Source organism: Hydrogenimonas thermophila (assembly GCF_900115615.1).
GTDB lineage: Bacteria > Campylobacterota > Campylobacteria > Campylobacterales > Hydrogenimonadaceae > Hydrogenimonas > Hydrogenimonas thermophila.
This window is the reverse complement of sequence record NZ_FOXB01000045.1, coordinates 1-18,025: the sequence shown is the minus strand read 5'-3', so window position 1 is coordinate 18,025 and position 18,025 is coordinate 1. Positions and strand designations below refer to the sequence as shown.

Genomic DNA, 18,025 nt, shown 5'->3' with positions numbered 1-18,025 from the left:
TGATAGCCAATTTTAGAACTACTGCCGAAGATTTTTATAATAAAATAATCTCTCATTGGAGAGTTGAAACCTACCATTATCATTTAGATATGCTAATGGAAGAAGATGAACATATTGCCTATAAAGAGCCTTTTTCTATAGCAATACTAAGGTCTTTTGCACTAAATCTATTTCAATTATTTCATAATGCACATAAATATAAAAAGCTACCTACTGGTAAAGCTACAATGGCAGAAATTAAAAGGACTTGCAAATATGACGATTACTTTACAGCCCAGCTTTTTGAGCAAGAGTATGTTTAAGGTTGGTTTTAAATTTCATCGGATTTGGCTGGCATTTTATCTATCTCAACTAAAACTAAATTTTGTTGTAAGGAATTAATACAAAATGAGTCCATATAGAGATTATGAGTTAAAAACAGAGGTTATGAAAGAAAGATGGAGAGATTTGCAAGAAAATGTATATGAAGAGATGGAGAGATACTATAAAGAAAATCGTTTAAATGTCTATAGTATCATTAAAAAAGTTTACCATATAACTCCGCAGAGATTAAAAAATGATCCATCTGTTGAGATAATAGATTTTGCTCTCTATATGCTGGTTCATTTCTCAAATGATCCTTTGGAAAAAATAGCTACAGATTTAAAAGATGTCACTGTAGATCATCTACTTATCATAAAAAATGATAATTCTTCACATAAAAAATATGAAAAAGAGAAAATAAGATTTTTTGATTTTCTAAAGAGTGATTTTTTGAATAGCCAATATCTTAATTTGGCTTTTGCTGAAGATATAGAGGCAATGCTTTAAATTTTAAAAAACTTCTGATTTTTTATCTCTATATCGCTCCAATAGTAAAATTTAGCATTTACACTTTCTAGTCCAAACGCATCTAAAACATACCAACAAAGCCGCCCTACTTTTAAATCCAGTCCATAAAAATTTAGGCTATATGGAGATTTATCTTTAAACATTTCTTCTATGTAATGGATTGTAAAGATAGGCTCATATCCAAGCAGAGTATCGAAAACTTCAACTTTTGGATCTATCTCATAGTCGCATATTTTTTTACTCTTGATCTCTTTTAAAGATTCAAAAAATCTTCTCTCTAAATCTTCCTCTATTTTTCTTAAAATCTTATCTTTCTTCTTTATGATAGGAATTAGGCTCAACTTATACTCTTCATAGATTTTCCCAAGCTCTTCTATACTCAAACTTTTGCCACTCTTTTGCAGTTTTAAATCTTTTGTTAAAGTCACCCCAAGTTCAGAGATGAAAAAAGGAAAAAGATCCGGTTCTTTTAAAAACTCACTATCTCGGTTTTTTACTTTTTCAAAATCTATTATCCAATGTTTTGCATTGGTATCTAAAAACAAAAGCTCACTATCAGCATCTCTTAAAAAGAGTCTGCAAAACTTTTCTCCAAATTTTTCTATTATACTTTTTGGAATACTAAACTCTAAAGATGAGAGAGATCTAAAAAACTCTATGATCTCACTTGCACTTTTGTTTAATAATCTAAATTTTAGATAATCAAGTAGTTCGCCAACCTTTGTTGTTTCGATCTCTACAAATTTATTGTCCACTTTTTTAAAAGCAACTATCTCCAGTGTCGCTCCAAAATCTGAAAAATAGATCTGCCAAAGATAGTAAATCCCCTCTTCATCTGTAAAAACATATCTATTTTGAAATAGTTTGTTTATATTGCAAAGAGTTATGCTATTCATTGTAGATCTCCATTTTATTAAAATTATAAATAATTAACCTGATATATTTAACTCTCCCACCAACTGCTTATATCATCTTCAATCTTTGTGATTGTGCTTTCAATGCTTTCATAATAGACTTTATCAAAAAGATCTTCCGGCAAAAACTTAGATGGCTCTTTGTTACAAAGAATTTTTTTAGCTGGAGTACCTTCTATCATATCTGCAACGGGTACTACATTTCCCATAGTTCCTATGACTACCAAGATACTCTTTGGATTTGATAATAGATCAAAATATTTCATCATATCTTTATATAGAGGTGCGGATTCGTAAAAAAATACTATTTTTGGTTTGACTCCCTTCAAAGAGCCACATTTTGGGCATCTATCTTTTGCTGTATCAAACTCATCGTACCCAATCTTCCAAATATTTCCACAAGATAAACACTGCATCTTTGTAAGTTCGCCGTGAATATGTAAAACTTCATCCTCTTCAAATCCAGCCTTTTCAAAGAGATCATCTACATTTTGAGTAATGTTTATGACACTCTCTTGACAATACTTTTCAAAAACTCTTCTAACACCAAATGCCCCTCATTTGGTTTGACATCTTTTAACTGCACTCTTCTTTGGTTGTAAAATCTATGCACAAGCTCAAAGTTTTCTTTCCAAGTATAGAAGTTGCACACTTCATCTATCTTATGATTTTCCCAAAGCCCATTGACATCTCTAAATGTCTTTATTCCGCTTGGTGCGCTAATGCCGGCTCCACTGAAAAATATAATTTTTTTTGGAGACATTACTACTCCATAAACTTTTTATATACAAAATTATATATAAAAATCTCTTTTTCAAACTCAACTTCATCAAATTTAGCCAAAAACTCATCCATCACTTTTTTAAAAAGCTTGAAATCATCAATATCTCTTCGACTCCTTTTTATCTGCTTGTAAATTTGTATAATATCTATGCTATAATGATAAAAAATAAAATTATAGCAGGGTTAAAATGTATTTTAAGAGAGATTTGGAAGATAAAATAGATAATTATCTAAATAGTAAAGAGATCATAGCTATTTTTGGTCCTCGTCAGGTAGGTAAGACAACACTATTAAAAAAGATTTCTAACAAAGTTTCCAATCCTATCTATTTAACTTTTGAAGATATTGAGATTAAGGCTTTGTTTGAAGAGGATATAAAGAGTTTTATTGCACTTTACATAGAACCATACGATCATATTTTTATAGATGAGTTTCAATATGCAAAATCTGGAGGTAAAGGGCTAAAATATATCTACGATACAACAGATAAGAAGATTTTTATTTCAGGCTCTTCTGCTATGGAGTTGTCTGTTGAAGCGGTACGCTACTTGGCAGGTAGAATTTTTATCTTCAATCTCTACTCATTCTCATTTGGTGAGTTTTTACGTGCCAAAGATGAAACACTCTATCAAATATGGCGAAATAGCGATAATGAGATTTCAAAAGTGTTGGCAGATAAAATTTATACCCACTTTTATGAGTATATGCTTTATGGAGGGTATCCAAGAGTCATATTGGCTAAAAGCAAAGAAGAAAAAGAGACGATTTTAAAGAACCTTTTTAGTGTCTATCTTTTGAGAGATATTAAAGAGATTGCCAATATTCCAGATGAAACAATGATGTATAAGCTTCTTAAAGCTTTGTCATTGCAGATAGGTGGTTTGGTTGTTTATGATGAGTTGGCAAATGTGGTAGGCGTAAATAGTGTTAAGCTTAAAGAGTATCTTACAATTTTTGAAAAGGCATTTCTCATTAAGAGAGTGACACCCTTTTTTACCAATAAACGTCTTGAGATTGTAAAAAATCCTGAAATATTTTTTCTTGATATTGGTTTACGCAATGCTGTTATCAAAAATTTTGCACCACTAGATGAGCGTGTCGATAAGGGTGCATTGCTTGAGAACTTTATTTTTAGAGAGTTGATAGATTGGGATGTAAAATATTACAGAACAAAAAGTGGTGCTGAAGTCGATTTTATCATTGATGATGAGATACCAGTTGAAGTAAAATCAAAACTATCAACAATGAAAATCTCCCGCTCTTATCATAGTTTTATAGATCGCTATCATCCTGAAAATGGATATCTTTTCAATTTTGATCAATACGGCTTGCTTACAGTTGATGGATGCAACATAAAGTTTCTTCCTCACTTTTTTGCAAGTCGTATTAAAAGGCACTCTTAATTTGAGCTCATATCAAACTTCTATAAATTTTTCTTCTACAAAATTATATACGAAAATCTCTTTTTCAAACTCTTTTGAAAGCTTAAATGAGTGAGCTGTACCCTTGCTTTTTCCATCCCAAAAGGCTATGCCAAGATCTGCTTCTTGCCAGATCTGTTTGTTTCTTTTATATCCTGCTAATTTTTTATATCGTTTCCAATTTGCAAAATATATCTTGATAGGCAAAAAATTCTCTTTCGCATACTCAAAAGCTAACTGATCCGCTCCACTTGATCCACCACTTATTAACTCAACTTCATCATATTTAGCCAAAAACTCATCCATCACTTTTTTAAAAAGCTTGAAATCATCAAAATTTCTACTACCAACTACTGCTATCTTCATCTCTTTGACTCCTTTTTATCTGCTTGTAAAATTATATAGTTTTAGATAGCTGGGTTGTGTCTGGTTATAAAGATTTGGTAAGTATATGATTAAAGAGTGCTACAAAAATTTAACAGAATTATCATTTATTATAGTTAATTATAATTATTTTATATCTTTTTAAAATTAAAATGTTATTACGATAGGCTATCATTGTTTTAACTCTCAAATCATATAAAAGGAACAAGCAGATCTGGCAAGAATCAGATCTTGATATAACCTTTTGGAACGGCAAAAGCAAAAGAATAAATCATTCATTTAAAATCTCAAAAGAGCTTAGTAAAGATGTTTTATGTGTAATTTTGTTAGAAATGAGTTTATAAAAATATAATTATTACTATGTTATTATTTTAAAATAAGCTTTATTGAAGGTTAGTGTATGAGTCAAACAGACCATAATAATATGCTCGGTCATTATACTATTCAAGAGTTGTTTGAAAAAAATATAGATATTCCTGACTATCAACGACCATATAGTTGGGATAATGAACAAGTTGAAAATTTGATTGATGACTTGATTGAAGCATTTAATAATAAAAAAGATAAATATCTTATTGGCAATATGATTTTCCATAAAACAACTAAAAATAGCCAACAAAAATTAAATATTGTAGATGGACAGCAGCGAACAATTACTTTGGCTCTATTGCTTCATATTTTAAATCAATGTAACGGTAAAGAAGAGACAAAAGAAAAGCAAGCAAATAACTCATATTGCACTTTTTTAGCAAATTCTCAAATAAGCCAACTTTCAACAAAATCAATACAAAACAATCATAAAATTATACAAAATAAGCTCAAAAACTTTCCAGAAGAAAAACAAAAGGATATTGCTAAATTTATATTAGAAAAAACAATTGTTACTTATATTATAACTCAAGATTTAGATGAAGCTTTTATACTATTTGATTCACAAAATACAAGAGGTAAACCATTAGCAAGAAAAGATTTATTAAAAGTACATCATGTAAGATTTATAAAGCAACATAATAAGAAAAAATTGGTTGCTAAAAGATGGGAAGATATAACTAAAAACAGTGATGATAAACCAAAAGATAATGTTGATTTTGTATTAGAAAATTTAATGTTAATAAGAAAAGCTATAAGACAAGAATTAATAGGTGATGATTTAGTATATCTTGATGTTTTTAAAGAGTTTATAGCAGAAAATGATGAGCAAGAGTTAAATAACTATAATCAACCGCCAATTTTTAAAAAATTTGACTTTGATATAGAAAAAAATGAGCTATCTTTAATTTCCAAAAGCTGTAATTTAAAAGGATTATTTATAATTGACGATGGAATAGAATTTTTACCTTTTGAAGTAATTCAATCAATTGAAGGTGGTGAGAGATTTTTTTGGTTTGTATTAAAATATTTTTATCTTATTGAAAAATTAAAAAACCAAGATATATTTACAATTCTTGATGACGTTAGTGGAAGTGGCAACATATTTTTGAAAAAAATATATCAAAGTGCCATTATTTTATTTGTTGATAAATTCGGTTTTGATAACTTAGTTCCTTTTGCTATTAGAATGTTTATTTTACTTTTATCAAGAAGAGTAAGTAATTACTCTATTAGAAAAAATGGTATTGTCAAATTTGAATGGTCAGAAGAAGAGAAACTTGATGTTTTCAAACTTATATTTTTAAAGTTCTCATCACAAACTGTTATAAAAGAAATTGATAAATATATTGATTATCATATTGGTGAAATCAATATTAACGAGATATCTGGAACAAAAAAGGAGTTTTATGAACCATTTAAAAAATTTGAAAGTGAATTAAAAAAGATTTTAGGAGAAAAATATGTCAAATCTGAAGAATGAAGGTATAAGTGAAATCATAAAAGAGTATAGTTTTGATAACTTAATAAAGGAAAATTTTAAGTTCAGAATTCCTCTATATCAAAGAAAATATGCTTGGACTCAAGATGAAGTCACTACTCTCTTAAATGATCTATTAACATTTTACAATAGGAATTATAATAAAAAATACTTTATAGGTAATATTGTAGTTGAAGAAAAAGAGAGTGGATTTTTTGATGTTATAGATGGACAACAAAGATTAACTACGCTTTATCTAATAGCTAAAATTATAAAACAAAATATTTTTGAACTTCATTATGAAATACGACCTGAAGATGATGAGTTTTTAAAAGATTTTGAAAACGAAAGTAAAAAACTAAAAGCCGATATTAAATTTAGAAACAATATAGACGCTATTTTAAAACTTCAAAAAGAACAACTTAGTGATAACATGTCTGAATTAGAAAATTTACTCAAGTTGTGCAAAATAGTTTTAACAATTTTACCAGAAGGAATTGATATAGTTAAATATTTCGAGGTTATGAATAATCGTGGTAAGCAACTTGAAAAACATCAGATTTTAAAAGCAAAATTTTTAGAAGTTTTAAAAAATGATAATGAAATAAATTGGGCTAAAATTTGGGATTATTGTAGTAATATGAATGTATATGTAGAAGATTATATCTATTATAATGATTTAAAAGATGAAAAAAAAATAGAAAAAATAAGAAATGATTTTAGAAATTTTATAAAAGAAAATAAAATTCCTGATTTATTTAAAAATAAAGATGATTTTAATGAAAGTAAAATTTGTATTTTAAATATACTTAATAATGAGATTGAAAGAGACAATAACTACAAAGAAGAGTCTTATGTTAGAAAAGAGTATGGCTCAATTGTTAAATTTCCTATATTTTTAATTCAAGTATTAAAAATATATCAAGCAAAAAACAACAGAGACATTACAAATTATAAAGTTAATGATAGATATTTACTTGATTATTATATAGAAGATAATAAGCTTATTTTTGATACAGAAGAAGCAAAAGATAAAGAAGAAGCAAAAGAATTTTTAAAATTTTTACTTAAAATGAGATTATTGTATGACTATTTTATATTTAAAAGAAATGAAAAAGATGATCCATTACTATTTGAAGATAAAAATTTATATAGTATAAAATATGCTAATAATAAAAAAAATATTTTAATGCTTCAACTTTTATTTAATTTTACTTCACCTCAATATTTTGCACAAGATTGGATAAGTATAGTTTTGGCTTGGCTTAATAAAAATATTGAATATATTGGAAAAGATGATTTTTATACTAAATTTGAAAGTTTTTTAGAAGATTTTGATAAAGATTTAGCAAAAATTAGATTAAGTAGTAATATTAGTATTATTGAATTTATTAACAAAAAATTAATTGATTTAACTGAAACAATAACTGATTTTAATTTAACTAATTTAGAAAAAAAATTAAATAAAGGAACATCAACTCAACACTATTGGTTTTATAAACTTGATTATCTACTATGGAAAGATTATAAAAAATATTGGAAAAAGGAAAATAATAGTATTAAAATTTTAGAAAATGTAAAAATTGATAATTTTAGATTAAAAAGATTAAATTCAATTGAACATATTCAACCGCAAAATCCAGAACAAAATTGTAAAGATTGGAATAATGATGAATTTAATATAGATAATTTTGGAAATCTTGCACTCATTAGTAATCATATGAACTCAACCTTAACAAATCAATGTTTTGATACAAAGAAAAAAGATATTGAAAAACAATTATCAAAAGGAACAATTGAAAGCTTAAAAATGCTACTTGTATATAGTAAATATGATAAATGGACTCCAGAAAATTGTAAAGATCATCAAGAAGAGATGATAGGAATTTTAAAAAATTCTATTATAAAGACAGACTGAACACCAATGCCATACAAATACAAAGTCCCACTAAAAAACAAAATCATCATATACAAAAGAAAGAAAAAGATAACAAAACATAAAAAAAGAGTATGCACTAAAACTTTTTTTAAATCTGAAGTGATCTTTAGAGAATGGCTTGATAACAATATAGAGAGATTTGATCATAAACCTGTAAAGTTAAAGAGTAATCTCTACTATTTTGAAGGCATAACAAAGAAGATTTTGCTTGTTTTATGGTTTGAGTTGCCAGAGGCTGGTTTGTGGATACAACACAAAGAAAACAACAAGCTCTATGATGATTTTATATCTATTGAATATATAGGCTGTGAAAGTTTTTTGCCTCAAAAGGGATACTTTGATGCCGACAGAGTCGATAAAAACTTCAAATATTTTAAAACACAAGAGGAACTCTACATAAACGAAGTTTACGAAAACATTATCTCAACTTGCAACAAACTGTTTAAAAAAGATAATGCACTATATCTTTTAGATTCAGATGGAGTTGTTAGCGGTTTCATAGAGTCTAAAGATAAAAATATTAAGCAAATTAAAAATACAATATTATTTAAGTTTGATCTTTTTAAAGATACTGTTTAAAATAAAATAATATCAACAAAATCTCATCTGCCTTAGACGATTTGATAAGAGCCTTTTTTATAATATGTTAGATTTTTACTACAATGTCAACAGAGTAGATTAACAAGTATAAAGAGAGTTCAAAGATTAGAACCAAATAAGAGTATTATTTCTATTTAAGAGCTTTGAGCTTTTATATTGTGAGTCTAATGAGTAAAGGAAAAAGATATGCAAAAAAAGATCATCTTCTTTAGCGGTGCAGGAATTAGCGCGCCAAGCGGCATTAAAACCTTTAGAGATGCAGACGGGCTTTGGGAAAATCATAAGATCGAAGATGTGTGCAACTTCAACACTTGGAAAAAAATTTTTGAACTTGTTCATAAATTCTATAATGCAAGAAGAGTCCAATTAAAAGATGTCAAACCAAACGAGGGGCATTTTGGAGTAAGAAGAGTTTTTGAAAAGTATGGCAAAGAGAATGTAGTAAACATTACCCAAAATGTAGATGATCTATTTGAACAGGCTGGATTTCAAAATGATGAAATCTTACATGTTCACGGTGAGCTTACAAAGATGCAGTGCTTTGCTTGTGGTAATGTTTGGGATATAGGATACAATGAATTTGATATTAGCAAAGATAGATGCCCAAAATGCAACAGTTTAAAGGGTGTAAAACCAAAGATAGTATTTTTTAATGAATCAGCCCCTTTATATAGAGAAATGATGAAATATTTTGATCATTTGTCAAATCCCAATACCATATTGGTTGTAATAGGTACAATGGGAAATGTAGTACCTATAGCCTACTTAATCGGAAATACCCCTGCCAAAAAGATCCTTTGCAATAAAGAGCCTTCAGAGCATCTACCAGAGCATCTGTTCGATAAAATCTACTATGAAAGCATAGAAGATGCAATGGCAAAGATAGAAGATGACATATGTAGTTGGTGGGAATAGCCTTACTCCAAAAACTCCCTAACTTCTGCTTTGATCTCATCATCTAACCACTTTGGCTCTAAAACTCTTATGTGAGGTATCCAATATTTGATGATATTTTTGATCTCCATTTTATCGGTAACTTTTATGCTTATTTGTACACTGCCGTCACAATCGACTCCCTCTATGACTTGTGTTTTAGAGATTGGAATTCGTCTAAGGTATTTTGCAGCAATACTGTCAGCAAAAAGTGTTACATCAAATGGCTCACTGTAAGGGTCGAACCAGACATTTATGGCATTTTCGATCCTATTTTGAAAATCTTCGCTAATCTCAAATATTTTTTCTGTAAGTTCAATTTTTGTAATGCTTTTTAGATGAAACTTTTTAAAGTAGTCATCTTTGCAATCTATACCAAGAAGATACCAGTAACCTTCAAAATTTGCTATTTTTAGAGGCTGTACACTAAATTCATATCTCTTATTCTCTATTTTGTATTCGATTTTTAACACATTTTTGTTTTTAATGCCACTCTCTATAACTGCTATCTCATCAAGCTTTTCACTAATCTTTTCCATATCCAATTTTGCATAGAATGGATTGTGAATAGAAGAGAGTTTAAGCCTGTTTAGATACGGTTTTACTTTATCTAATATACCCGCACTCTTTGCAAAATTTTCAATAGCATCAAATGCAACTTCGCTTCTTTGATCAAGGCTTAAATCGACTGGATTTTCTAAAATCCATCTTTTACCGGATTTCTTCAGAGCAAAACCTGACGGAAGAAGATAGTCGTTAAAATATCTTTGAACAGTTCTTGTACTTACATCAAACTCTTTTGCAAGTTCGGTAACAGATAGAGCTTCACCTAGGTAAAGCCTTGAGATGATGATATTTAGCCTTTTTAGAGTCGATTCATAATCTTTTGCTTTTGACATAATACCCTTTCTAACCAGACACAATTTAAATATCTACTATTTTTAAGCATCTATGCATCCTATATTAAATCGCAAACTTTTGATTTTAATTGCTGTAGCTCATCAGATGAAAGTTTAGTGATAACGCCTTTTTCTAACTGTATCCTCTGAAAATCAAGTGTGCAGAGCCAATTTGCAACTATAAAGCTTTTCTCTTTAAGATTATCTCTTGGACCAATTTCAATTTTATACTCTGTTTGAATATCTTGTGTTGAGAGAGGAACTACAAGAACAGATTGGTATTGTGTATCTTCAAGAGCCCTATTAAGAAAATTATTCTGTAAAACAACAGCAGGTCTTACTTTTCCAAACTCGCTATTATATTTTTTTGCAAAGTCAACAAGATAGACTTCACCTTGTTCAATCATATTTTATCTCCAAGATCATCTATAACATCTTCAAGAATCTCTGGGTGTTTACTGTTAAGTAATCCTTTATTACGCTTGAGCCACATTTGGTACTCTATTTCTTTTAATGCATCATGTAAGTATGGTTCATAACTTGCAGGGATAACTATACTTTTTAGTTCTTTTTTTCGTTTATCTTGAATATATATTATTTCATCTGCATCACTGATAATCTTAGGATGTTTAGCTATTTCATTTACTGCTACTATCATACTATCTCCTTTATACGAATAATAGTATTTACATAATAATATATTACTTAATTACTCTTAATATACCACTCAAACCAGACATAATTTAAACATAGAACATTATATAATTTTGTTAGAAAAGAGTCTATACAATTATTCTTAAAAAAAGGTATTCAAATGTTAGAAAAAATCAAAAGAGCAAGAGAGATCATAAAAGAGGCAGATGCAGTTTTAATAACCGCTGGAGCTGGAATGGGTGTGGATAGCGGTTTACCAGATTTTAGAGGCAATGAAGGGTTTTGGAGGGCATATCCGCCTATTAAGAAACTTGGATTAAGTTTTTCTGAGATGGCATCACCACACTGGTTTAAAACCGATCCAAAACTTGCTTGGGCATTTTATGGTCATAGATTGCACCTGTACAGAGACACAACCCCACACGACGGCTTTAAGATGCTTTTAGATCTAGTTCAAGAGAAAAACGAAAACTATTTTATCTATACTTCAAATGTAGATGGGCAGTTTCAAAAGGCTGGTTTTAGTGAAGAAAAAATTGTAGAGGTTCACGGATCTATACACTTTTTGCAATGTAGCAAAAATTGTAAAAATCGCATATGGTCGGCTGATGATTTAGAAATTAGAGTAGATATGGATCGATTTGAAGCTCTTGACATTCCAACATGCCCCAACTGTGGAGCTGTAGCAAGACCAAATATTTTAATGTTTGGCGATTGGTACTGGAATAGTAGAAGAACAGATGTGCAAAATAGTTTATATAGAAAATGGCTAAAAGGTACAAAAAAAAGTTTACAAAAAATTGCAATCATCGAAATTGGTGCAGGAACAGCCATTCCAACAATTAGAAATTTAGGTAACTCGCTATCTTCAACATATAAACAAGCATATCTGATCCGCATCAATCCAAGAGAGAGCGAAGTAGAAAATGAAAACAGTATAGGTCTTGAGTTAGGCGGTTTAGAGGGGTTAAAAGCTATACTTGAGTGACGTCTTATTAAAGAATGATTTAAAAATATTAAGCATATAAATATAAAAATTTTAGTATTATAATCCTAAAATTTTAAGGATCCTGTATGAAATATATTGATAGAGCAATAACGAAAGATTTGGAAGATTATTTAAAATATTTTCCGGTATTGCTTATAAGCGGAGCAAGGCAAGTTGGAAAATCTACACTTGCTCTTCATTTAAACATTGAAAACTACATCACTCTTGATGATATTAATATATATGAAATGGCAAAAAATGATCCAAAAGGATTTATAGAGAGTATTGATAAACCTGTAGTCATTGATGAAATTCAAAGATTGCCTGATCTTTTAATTACAATTAAAGAGTTTGTAGATAAAAAGAGAGTAAATGGAGAGTTTGTATTGACCGGTTCAGCCTCACTGCAAGGGTTTAAAGATATATCTGATTCACTTGCCGGTAGAATTGGAATAGTTGAACTTTACCCATTGAGCCTAAAAGAGAAAAATAGAAAAGATGAAAATATCATCGATCTCATCAGTGGCGATTTAAACAGATATATTTTAAAAAAGTATGATAATTCAAAACTGATTGAAGAAATCATAAATGGTGGTTACCCAGAAATACTAAAAATCGATAACCTAAAAGTAAAATATCTTTGGTTTAGCTCTTACATAAGAACATACATTGAGTCCGATGCAAGAGAGTTGGCTAATATTCGCAATATAGACAAATTTATGAGCCTGTATCGTTTAACAATGCTAAGAAGTGCAAATATATTTAATAAAAATGAACTCCAGAAAGAGACAGGACTTGACAATAAAACATTTGACAGCTACTTCAATGTTTTAGAACACACTTACCAAGTCCAAAAACTCAAACCATTTTTTAAAAATGAGCTAAAAAGAGTAATAAAATCTCCAAAAATTTATGCAACAGATACCGGAATACTCTCCTATCTTTTACAAATAACCACACCTGATGAATTTGAAGCTTCACATTTTAAAGGTAGTATAGTTGAAACATTTGTCTATAATGAACTCATAAAAGCACAAACTTACGCATCTACTAACTCTCAACTCTACTACTATAGAACAAGCGATAAAAAAGAGATCGATTTTATCTTAGAGCTCTCTTCTAAAGTTATTGCCATAGAGATCAAAAACTCTAAAACAGTATCTAAAAGTGATTTTAAACATATCTATCATCTTTCAAAAGAGATTCCAAATGAGTTTGACAAGGGGATTGTTTTATATAATGGCGATCAAGTGTTAAAAGTAGATCATAATATGTACGCGATACCACTAGCTTTTTTAGCCTAATGCATAGGAATATTTATGTTAGAAAAAATCAAAAGAGCAAGAGAGATCGTAAAAGAGGCAGATGCAGTTTTAATAACCGCTGGAGCTGGAATGGGAGTGGATAGTGGTTTACCAGATTTTAGAGGTAATGAAGGATTTTGGAGAGCATATCCGCCTATTAAGAAGCTTGGATTGAGTTTTTCTGAGATGGCATCACCACACTGGTTTAAAACAGACCCTAAACTTGCTTGGGCATTTTATGGTCATAGATTGCACCTATACAGAGATACTACTCCACATGACGGATTTAAAATGCTTTTGGATTTGGTAAATGAGAAAGATGAAAACTATTTTATCTATACTTCAAATGTAGATGGTCAGTTTCAAAAGGCTGGATTTAGTGAAGATAAAATTGTGGAGGTTCACGGCTCTATACACTTTTTGCAATGTAGCAAAAATTGCCAAGATCGCATATGGTCGGCTGATGATTTGGAAATTAGAGTAGATATGGATCTATTTGAAGCTCTTGACATTCCAACCTGCCCAGACTGTGGAGCTGTGGTAAGACCAAATATTTTGATGTTTGGCGATTGGTACTGGAATAGTAGAAGAACAGATGCTCAACAAGCACGTTTTGATCACTGGTTTGATCAAATATTAAAAAATTCACAAAAAGTTGTAATCATTGAGATCGGTGCAGGAACAGCAATAGCTACAATTAGAAGTTTTGGTAACGCTATGTCAAAAAACTATCTAAAAGCCACACTCATTCGCATTAACCCAAGAGAGAGCGAAGTAGAGAATGAAAATAGCATTGGTCTTAAGTTAGGCGGTTTAGAGGGGTTAAAAGCTATACTTGAATGATAAATTTTTAACAACTGCGACAAAATGTTGTCACCCATATAATATATAATTTACAAAACTCACAAAAGGCATAGCATATGAATCTCTCAAAATCGCTCTATACAAGAGGCTTACAATGTGAAAAATCACTATGGCTCAAAAAGTACCGCAAAGATCTCTTAACACCGCCAGATGAAAGCACGCAGGCGATCTTTGAAACAGGTAACAGAGTTGGAGAGTTGGCGTGTGAACTCTTTCCAGGTGGCGTAAAAGTGCCGTTTGACAGTTCCGACTATGAAGGGATGATAGAGAAGACAAAAAAACTTATAGACTCTAACATTACAAACATTTACGAAGCATCTTTTAGTTACGACAATATCTTTGTAGCCATTGACATACTCCACATTAACAAAGATAAAAGCGTAGAGATCTATGAAGTAAAGAGTTCAACAGAGGTTAAAGATGTATATCTGCACGATACTTCCATTCAATACTATGTCTTAAATGGAATCGGTTTTAATGTAAAAAAAGTAAGCATTGTCCATCTAAACAACAGATATGTAAGAGGCGATGAACTTGAGATAGATAAACTCTTTACCATAGCAGATGTAACAGATGAAGTAAAAGAGTTGCAAGATGAGATACCCAAAAATCTGAAAGGATTTAGAAGAGTTTTAAGCGATAAAAATAATGAACCACAAATAGATATAGGCAAACATTGCAGCAATCCTTATGAGTGCGATGCAGTGGAGTATTGCTGGAGGCACATACCAGAATATAGCATTTTTAATATATCAAGACTAAAGAGCGATAAAAAGTTTGAGCTTTACAGACAAGGAGTAGTGAATTTTGAAGATATACCAGATATATCAACCTTTTCACCAGCACAGCAAATTCAAATAAGATCTGAACTTACAAAAGAGGAGATCATAGACAAAGAGGCGATCAGAGAGTTTATAGAGTCACTCTATTACCCACTCTATCATCTCGATTTTGAGACATTCCAACAGGCGATCCCTGAATATAAAGGCATTAGCCCATTTATGCAGATCCCTTTTCAATACTCACTGCACATAGAGCAAAAAGATGGCAAGTTAGAGCATAAAGAGTTTCTTGCAGAAGATGGAGCCGATCCACGATATGAACTTGCAAAACATTTAGTCAATGATATTCCGACAGATGTAACAGTATTAGCCTACAATATGGGCTTTGAAAAGGGTGTCATAAAGAGATTGGCTGAAGAGTTTGATGAGTTTAGAGATCATCTTCTCTGCATTTACGACAACATTCAAGACTTGATGACACCATTTCAAAAGAGACACTACTACACGCCAAAAATGAGAGGAAGCTACTCCATTAAATATGTCCTACCTGCATTAGTTCCTGAAATGGCTGAAGCTTATAAGAAGTTAGAGAGCGTACAAAACGGCGGCGACGCAATGCGCACTTTTGCACAACTCTCTGAAATAGAGGATGAAAAAGAGAAAGCACGTCTAAGAGAGGCTCTACTTAGATATTGCGAACTTGACACTTTGGCAATGGTGAAAGTTTTGGAGAAGTTAAGAGAGGTTGCCAATGAAACAAGGTTTGTATATGTTTGTAGTAATTGTGAGACAGAATATGTCTATTTTGAAAAAATGAATGTTATTAAGTGTGAATTTTGTGGGTGCGATATAAAATAAATTCAATACTGGAGATTACTATGAGTGAAAATAGAATGTTTATAAATAGAATAGAAAACAGTTATGATGCTTTTGAGTACTTTAAACAAAGATTTTTAGTTGAAAGAAAATCTATCTTTAGATTAGATAGCAATGAAGAGATCTTAACAACAGAGAGCGTTCAATATCTGGTTGATAATTTTATCAATAACGGTTTTGCTGGTAATGCAAGTTTTATAGATAAAATTAGAATGCAACTTATAGGTGAAGAAAAAAATAAATCAAAAATCAAACTAGATGCCATTGAAATTTTAGCTCATTGTGTATGGTTGTGGAGACTGGTACCTTCAAATGCTAAGATAGATACAACCATATCAAGCGTGAAAGAGATTTTGAATTTAGATGAAGAGCTAAAGAGCTTATCTTTGGAAAAAAATCCATTTTTCAATAAAAAAATTGTAGGTATAGCAAAAACAGGAACTTACTACAATACAAACAAACCGTTTGAATTGGCTTTTATTATAAAGTTTTTAGAAGAATATCTTAAAAATGACACATTAGAAAATCAAAAATCAGAAATAGAACTATTGATTGATCTAACAGATAAAGTATCTATTACTACTAAAGGGGTGTTAGATAAAAATAGTACTTTTAAAGAAATAGAAAAATCAAAAGAAGAAACAAAAACAGCTTCTATTTTCAATGCTTTGTTATTTTTCTTTGATCCAAATAAATATGAACCTATACTAAGTAATGAACACAAAGAAAAAATTGTAAAAAATCTATTTGATCATTGTGACAATGAAATTAAAGAATTTAAGCCAGAGATTGATTGGAAATTGCATTGTATTAGAAAAAAATATCAATCAGATATTAAGGAAGAGCCATACCTCTTTTACAGAGATGAAATTAAGGAACTATGGGAGCCAACAATACTTCCTGCAAAAAATGTTATTTACTATGGAGCTCCAGGAACTGGTAAAACTCACGATATAGTAAATCTTGTAAAGAGAAAAGTTAAAAGTCAAGTTGACAACAATGAGTCAGAAACAAAATATTTTAAGATTGTGCAATTTCATCCAAGCTACAGCTATGAAGATTTTATAGACGGAATTAAACCTGTTAAATCTGATGGCAATAATATAAATTTAGAACTTATCGATGGTGAGTTTAAAAAAATGTGTCAAGAAGCATATAAAGAGTTGATATGTGCTAAAAATGAAAAAAGAGAACCAAAGAAATTTTATTTTATAGCTGATGAGATAAATAGAGCTGAACTCTCAAGAGTTTTTGGAGAACTGCTTCTATGTTTAGAAGATGATAAAAGATTGAGATTTGATGAAGATGGCAACATTCAAGGTATCTATATAAAAACTCAAAACTCAAACTTATGGGAAGAGAAAAATGCAGTCTTAAAAATAGATGATGAATTATATTTTGGTGTACCTGAAAATATCTATTTTTTGGCAACAATGAATGACATAGATAAAAGTATAGATAGCTTTGATTTGGCACTTAGAAGAAGGTTTAAGTGGGTCTATAAAGGTTGTGACTATGATGCAATTTATAACCATCTACTTGAAAAGGGTGTAAATGATGAAGATATTTTAAAGTATGTATCTGATGAAAAAAGTAATAGCGGTAGATGTAATCTGCTAGCCCATTCCAACCCTAATATTCATTTAATAAGTCCATACTTGATTCTTGTCATAGGGAGTGTTAGAAATTTTGTGTCAATCCGATAGAATAACATATTCTAAAGGAAAGACACATGAAAGAGACATTTGATTTAAATGAAGCACTTGAGCAGATAAAAAGAGGTGCAAAAATAGATGGAAAAGATGGAGTGCTTGCTCCACTTATAAAACAACTTACAGAAGCTGCTTTAGAAGCAGAGCTTGAATCACACTTATCCAAAGAGATAAAAAATCGTAAAAACGGTAAATCTTCAAAAAAGATGAAAAGCTCCGTAGGAGAGTTTGAGTTAGAAGTTCCAAGAGATAGAAATGGAACCTTTGAACCCCAGTTAGTAAAAAAACATCA

At 30.2% G+C, this 18,025-nt stretch carries 20 protein-coding genes; 13 read left to right on the top strand and 7 right to left on the bottom strand.

Annotation, left to right across the window (positions count from 1 at the left end; genetic code table 11):
* Positions 1-302, top strand: a 302-nt coding sequence (locus tag BM227_RS12800) for a hypothetical protein (RefSeq protein ID WP_218147950.1), incomplete at its 5' end; no start/stop codon positions are given.
* 85 nt (positions 303-387) lie between these two features.
* Positions 388-810 carry a hypothetical protein gene (locus BM227_RS10895; protein WP_092913846.1) on the top strand — a complete coding sequence of 141 codons (423 nt, stop codon included), beginning with the start codon at positions 388-390 and terminating at the stop codon, positions 808-810.
* Here the strand turns inward: BM227_RS10895 and BM227_RS10890 are convergent.
* From BM227_RS10890 to BM227_RS13240, 3 genes are read right to left on the bottom strand one after another with little or no spacing between them, the layout of a single operon-like run.
* Positions 807-1,727, bottom strand: a complete 921-nt coding sequence (locus BM227_RS10890) for a hypothetical protein (RefSeq protein WP_092913844.1) — start codon at positions 1,725-1,727, stop codon at positions 807-809. The two genes, BM227_RS10895 and BM227_RS10890, sit on opposite strands and share 4 nt — an antisense overlap.
* Before the next feature lie 47 nt (positions 1,728-1,774).
* Positions 1,775-2,245: an SIR2 family NAD-dependent protein deacylase gene (locus BM227_RS13245; protein ID WP_281244326.1), complete on the bottom strand. Its 471-nt coding sequence runs from the start codon at positions 2,243-2,245 to the stop codon at positions 1,775-1,777.
* Between the two features lie 2 nt (positions 2,246-2,247).
* Positions 2,248-2,508: an SIR2 family NAD-dependent protein deacylase gene (locus BM227_RS13240; RefSeq protein ID WP_092913841.1), complete on the bottom strand. Its 261-nt coding sequence runs from the start codon at positions 2,506-2,508 to the stop codon at positions 2,248-2,250.
* Positions 2,509-2,716: 208 nt separating this feature from the next.
* Between BM227_RS13240 and BM227_RS10875 the strand changes: the two genes are divergently transcribed.
* Positions 2,717-3,931 carry an ATP-binding protein gene (locus BM227_RS10875; RefSeq protein WP_092913840.1) on the top strand — a complete coding sequence of 405 codons (1,215 nt, stop codon included), beginning with the start codon at positions 2,717-2,719 and terminating at the stop codon, positions 3,929-3,931.
* A 12-nt stretch (positions 3,932-3,943) separates the two neighbouring features.
* Here the strand turns inward: BM227_RS10875 and BM227_RS10870 are convergent, their stop codons facing one another.
* Positions 3,944-4,315: a DUF2493 domain-containing protein gene (locus BM227_RS10870; protein WP_092913838.1), complete on the bottom strand. Its 372-nt coding sequence runs from the start codon at positions 4,313-4,315 to the stop codon at positions 3,944-3,946.
* A 469-nt stretch (positions 4,316-4,784) separates the two neighbouring features.
* Between BM227_RS10870 and BM227_RS10865 the strand changes: the two genes are divergently transcribed.
* The 4 genes from BM227_RS10865 to BM227_RS10850 all read left to right on the top strand — a co-directional run bounded on the left by BM227_RS10865 (position 4,785) and on the right by BM227_RS10850 (position 9,636).
* A complete protein-coding gene (locus tag BM227_RS10865) occupies positions 4,785-6,185 on the top strand; it encodes a DUF262 domain-containing protein (protein WP_177202048.1) in 1,401 nt (466 codons plus the stop codon).
* Positions 6,166-8,100, top strand: a complete 1,935-nt coding sequence (locus BM227_RS10860) for a GmrSD restriction endonuclease domain-containing protein (protein ID WP_092913834.1) — start codon at positions 6,166-6,168, stop codon at positions 8,098-8,100. Before BM227_RS10865 ends, BM227_RS10860 begins: the two co-directional genes overlap by 20 nt.
* Before the next feature lie 6 nt (positions 8,101-8,106).
* A complete protein-coding gene (locus tag BM227_RS10855; protein ID WP_092913832.1) occupies positions 8,107-8,700 on the top strand; it encodes a hypothetical protein in 594 nt (197 codons plus the stop codon).
* A gap of 207 nt (positions 8,701-8,907) precedes the next feature.
* Positions 8,908-9,636, top strand: coding sequence for an SIR2 family NAD-dependent protein deacylase (locus tag BM227_RS10850; protein ID WP_092913830.1), 729 nt, complete (start codon positions 8,908-8,910; stop codon positions 9,634-9,636).
* A gap of 2 nt (positions 9,637-9,638) precedes the next feature.
* Here the strand turns inward: BM227_RS10850 and BM227_RS10845 are convergent, their stop codons facing one another.
* The 3 genes from BM227_RS10845 to BM227_RS10835 are packed head-to-tail and all read right to left on the bottom strand — an operon-like array spanning position 9,639 to position 11,211.
* Entirely contained in the window at positions 9,639-10,553 is a 915-nt protein-coding gene (locus BM227_RS10845) for a helix-turn-helix transcriptional regulator (RefSeq protein WP_092913829.1), read from the bottom strand.
* 59 nt (positions 10,554-10,612) lie between these two features.
* Positions 10,613-10,960 carry a type II toxin-antitoxin system PemK/MazF family toxin gene (locus tag BM227_RS10840; protein ID WP_092913827.1) on the bottom strand — a complete coding sequence of 116 codons (348 nt, stop codon included), beginning with the start codon at positions 10,958-10,960 and terminating at the stop codon, positions 10,613-10,615.
* On the bottom strand, positions 10,957-11,211 hold the full coding sequence (locus BM227_RS10835; protein WP_092913826.1) for a hypothetical protein: 255 nt from the start codon (positions 11,209-11,211) through the stop codon (positions 10,957-10,959). Before BM227_RS10835 ends, BM227_RS10840 begins: the two co-directional genes overlap by 4 nt.
* A gap of 156 nt (positions 11,212-11,367) precedes the next feature.
* Here BM227_RS10835 and BM227_RS10830 point away from each other — a divergent pair, with 156 nt between their 5' ends.
* The 6 genes from BM227_RS10830 to BM227_RS10805 form a co-directional block, all read left to right on the top strand.
* Complete coding sequence (locus BM227_RS10830; protein ID WP_092913824.1) at positions 11,368-12,195, top strand: SIR2 family NAD-dependent protein deacylase; 828 nt, start codon at positions 11,368-11,370, stop codon at positions 12,193-12,195.
* 86 nt (positions 12,196-12,281) lie between these two features.
* Positions 12,282-13,499 carry an ATP-binding protein gene (locus BM227_RS10825; protein ID WP_092913822.1) on the top strand — a complete coding sequence of 406 codons (1,218 nt, stop codon included), beginning with the start codon at positions 12,282-12,284 and terminating at the stop codon, positions 13,497-13,499.
* 15 nt (positions 13,500-13,514) lie between these two features.
* Positions 13,515-14,342 (top strand): SIR2 family NAD-dependent protein deacylase, encoded by an 828-nt coding sequence (locus BM227_RS10820; protein ID WP_092913821.1) that lies wholly within the window; start codon positions 13,515-13,517, stop codon positions 14,340-14,342.
* Between the two features lie 77 nt (positions 14,343-14,419).
* Positions 14,420-16,003 (top strand): DUF2779 domain-containing protein, encoded by a 1,584-nt coding sequence (locus BM227_RS10815; RefSeq protein ID WP_092913819.1) that lies wholly within the window; start codon positions 14,420-14,422, stop codon positions 16,001-16,003.
* Positions 16,004-16,023: 20 nt separating this feature from the next.
* Positions 16,024-17,727, top strand: coding sequence for an McrB family protein (locus tag BM227_RS10810; RefSeq protein WP_092913817.1), 1,704 nt, complete (start codon positions 16,024-16,026; stop codon positions 17,725-17,727).
* 26 nt (positions 17,728-17,753) lie between these two features.
* On the top strand, positions 17,754-18,025 hold a 272-nt coding region (locus BM227_RS10805; RefSeq protein ID WP_177202047.1), incomplete at its 3' end, for a transposase.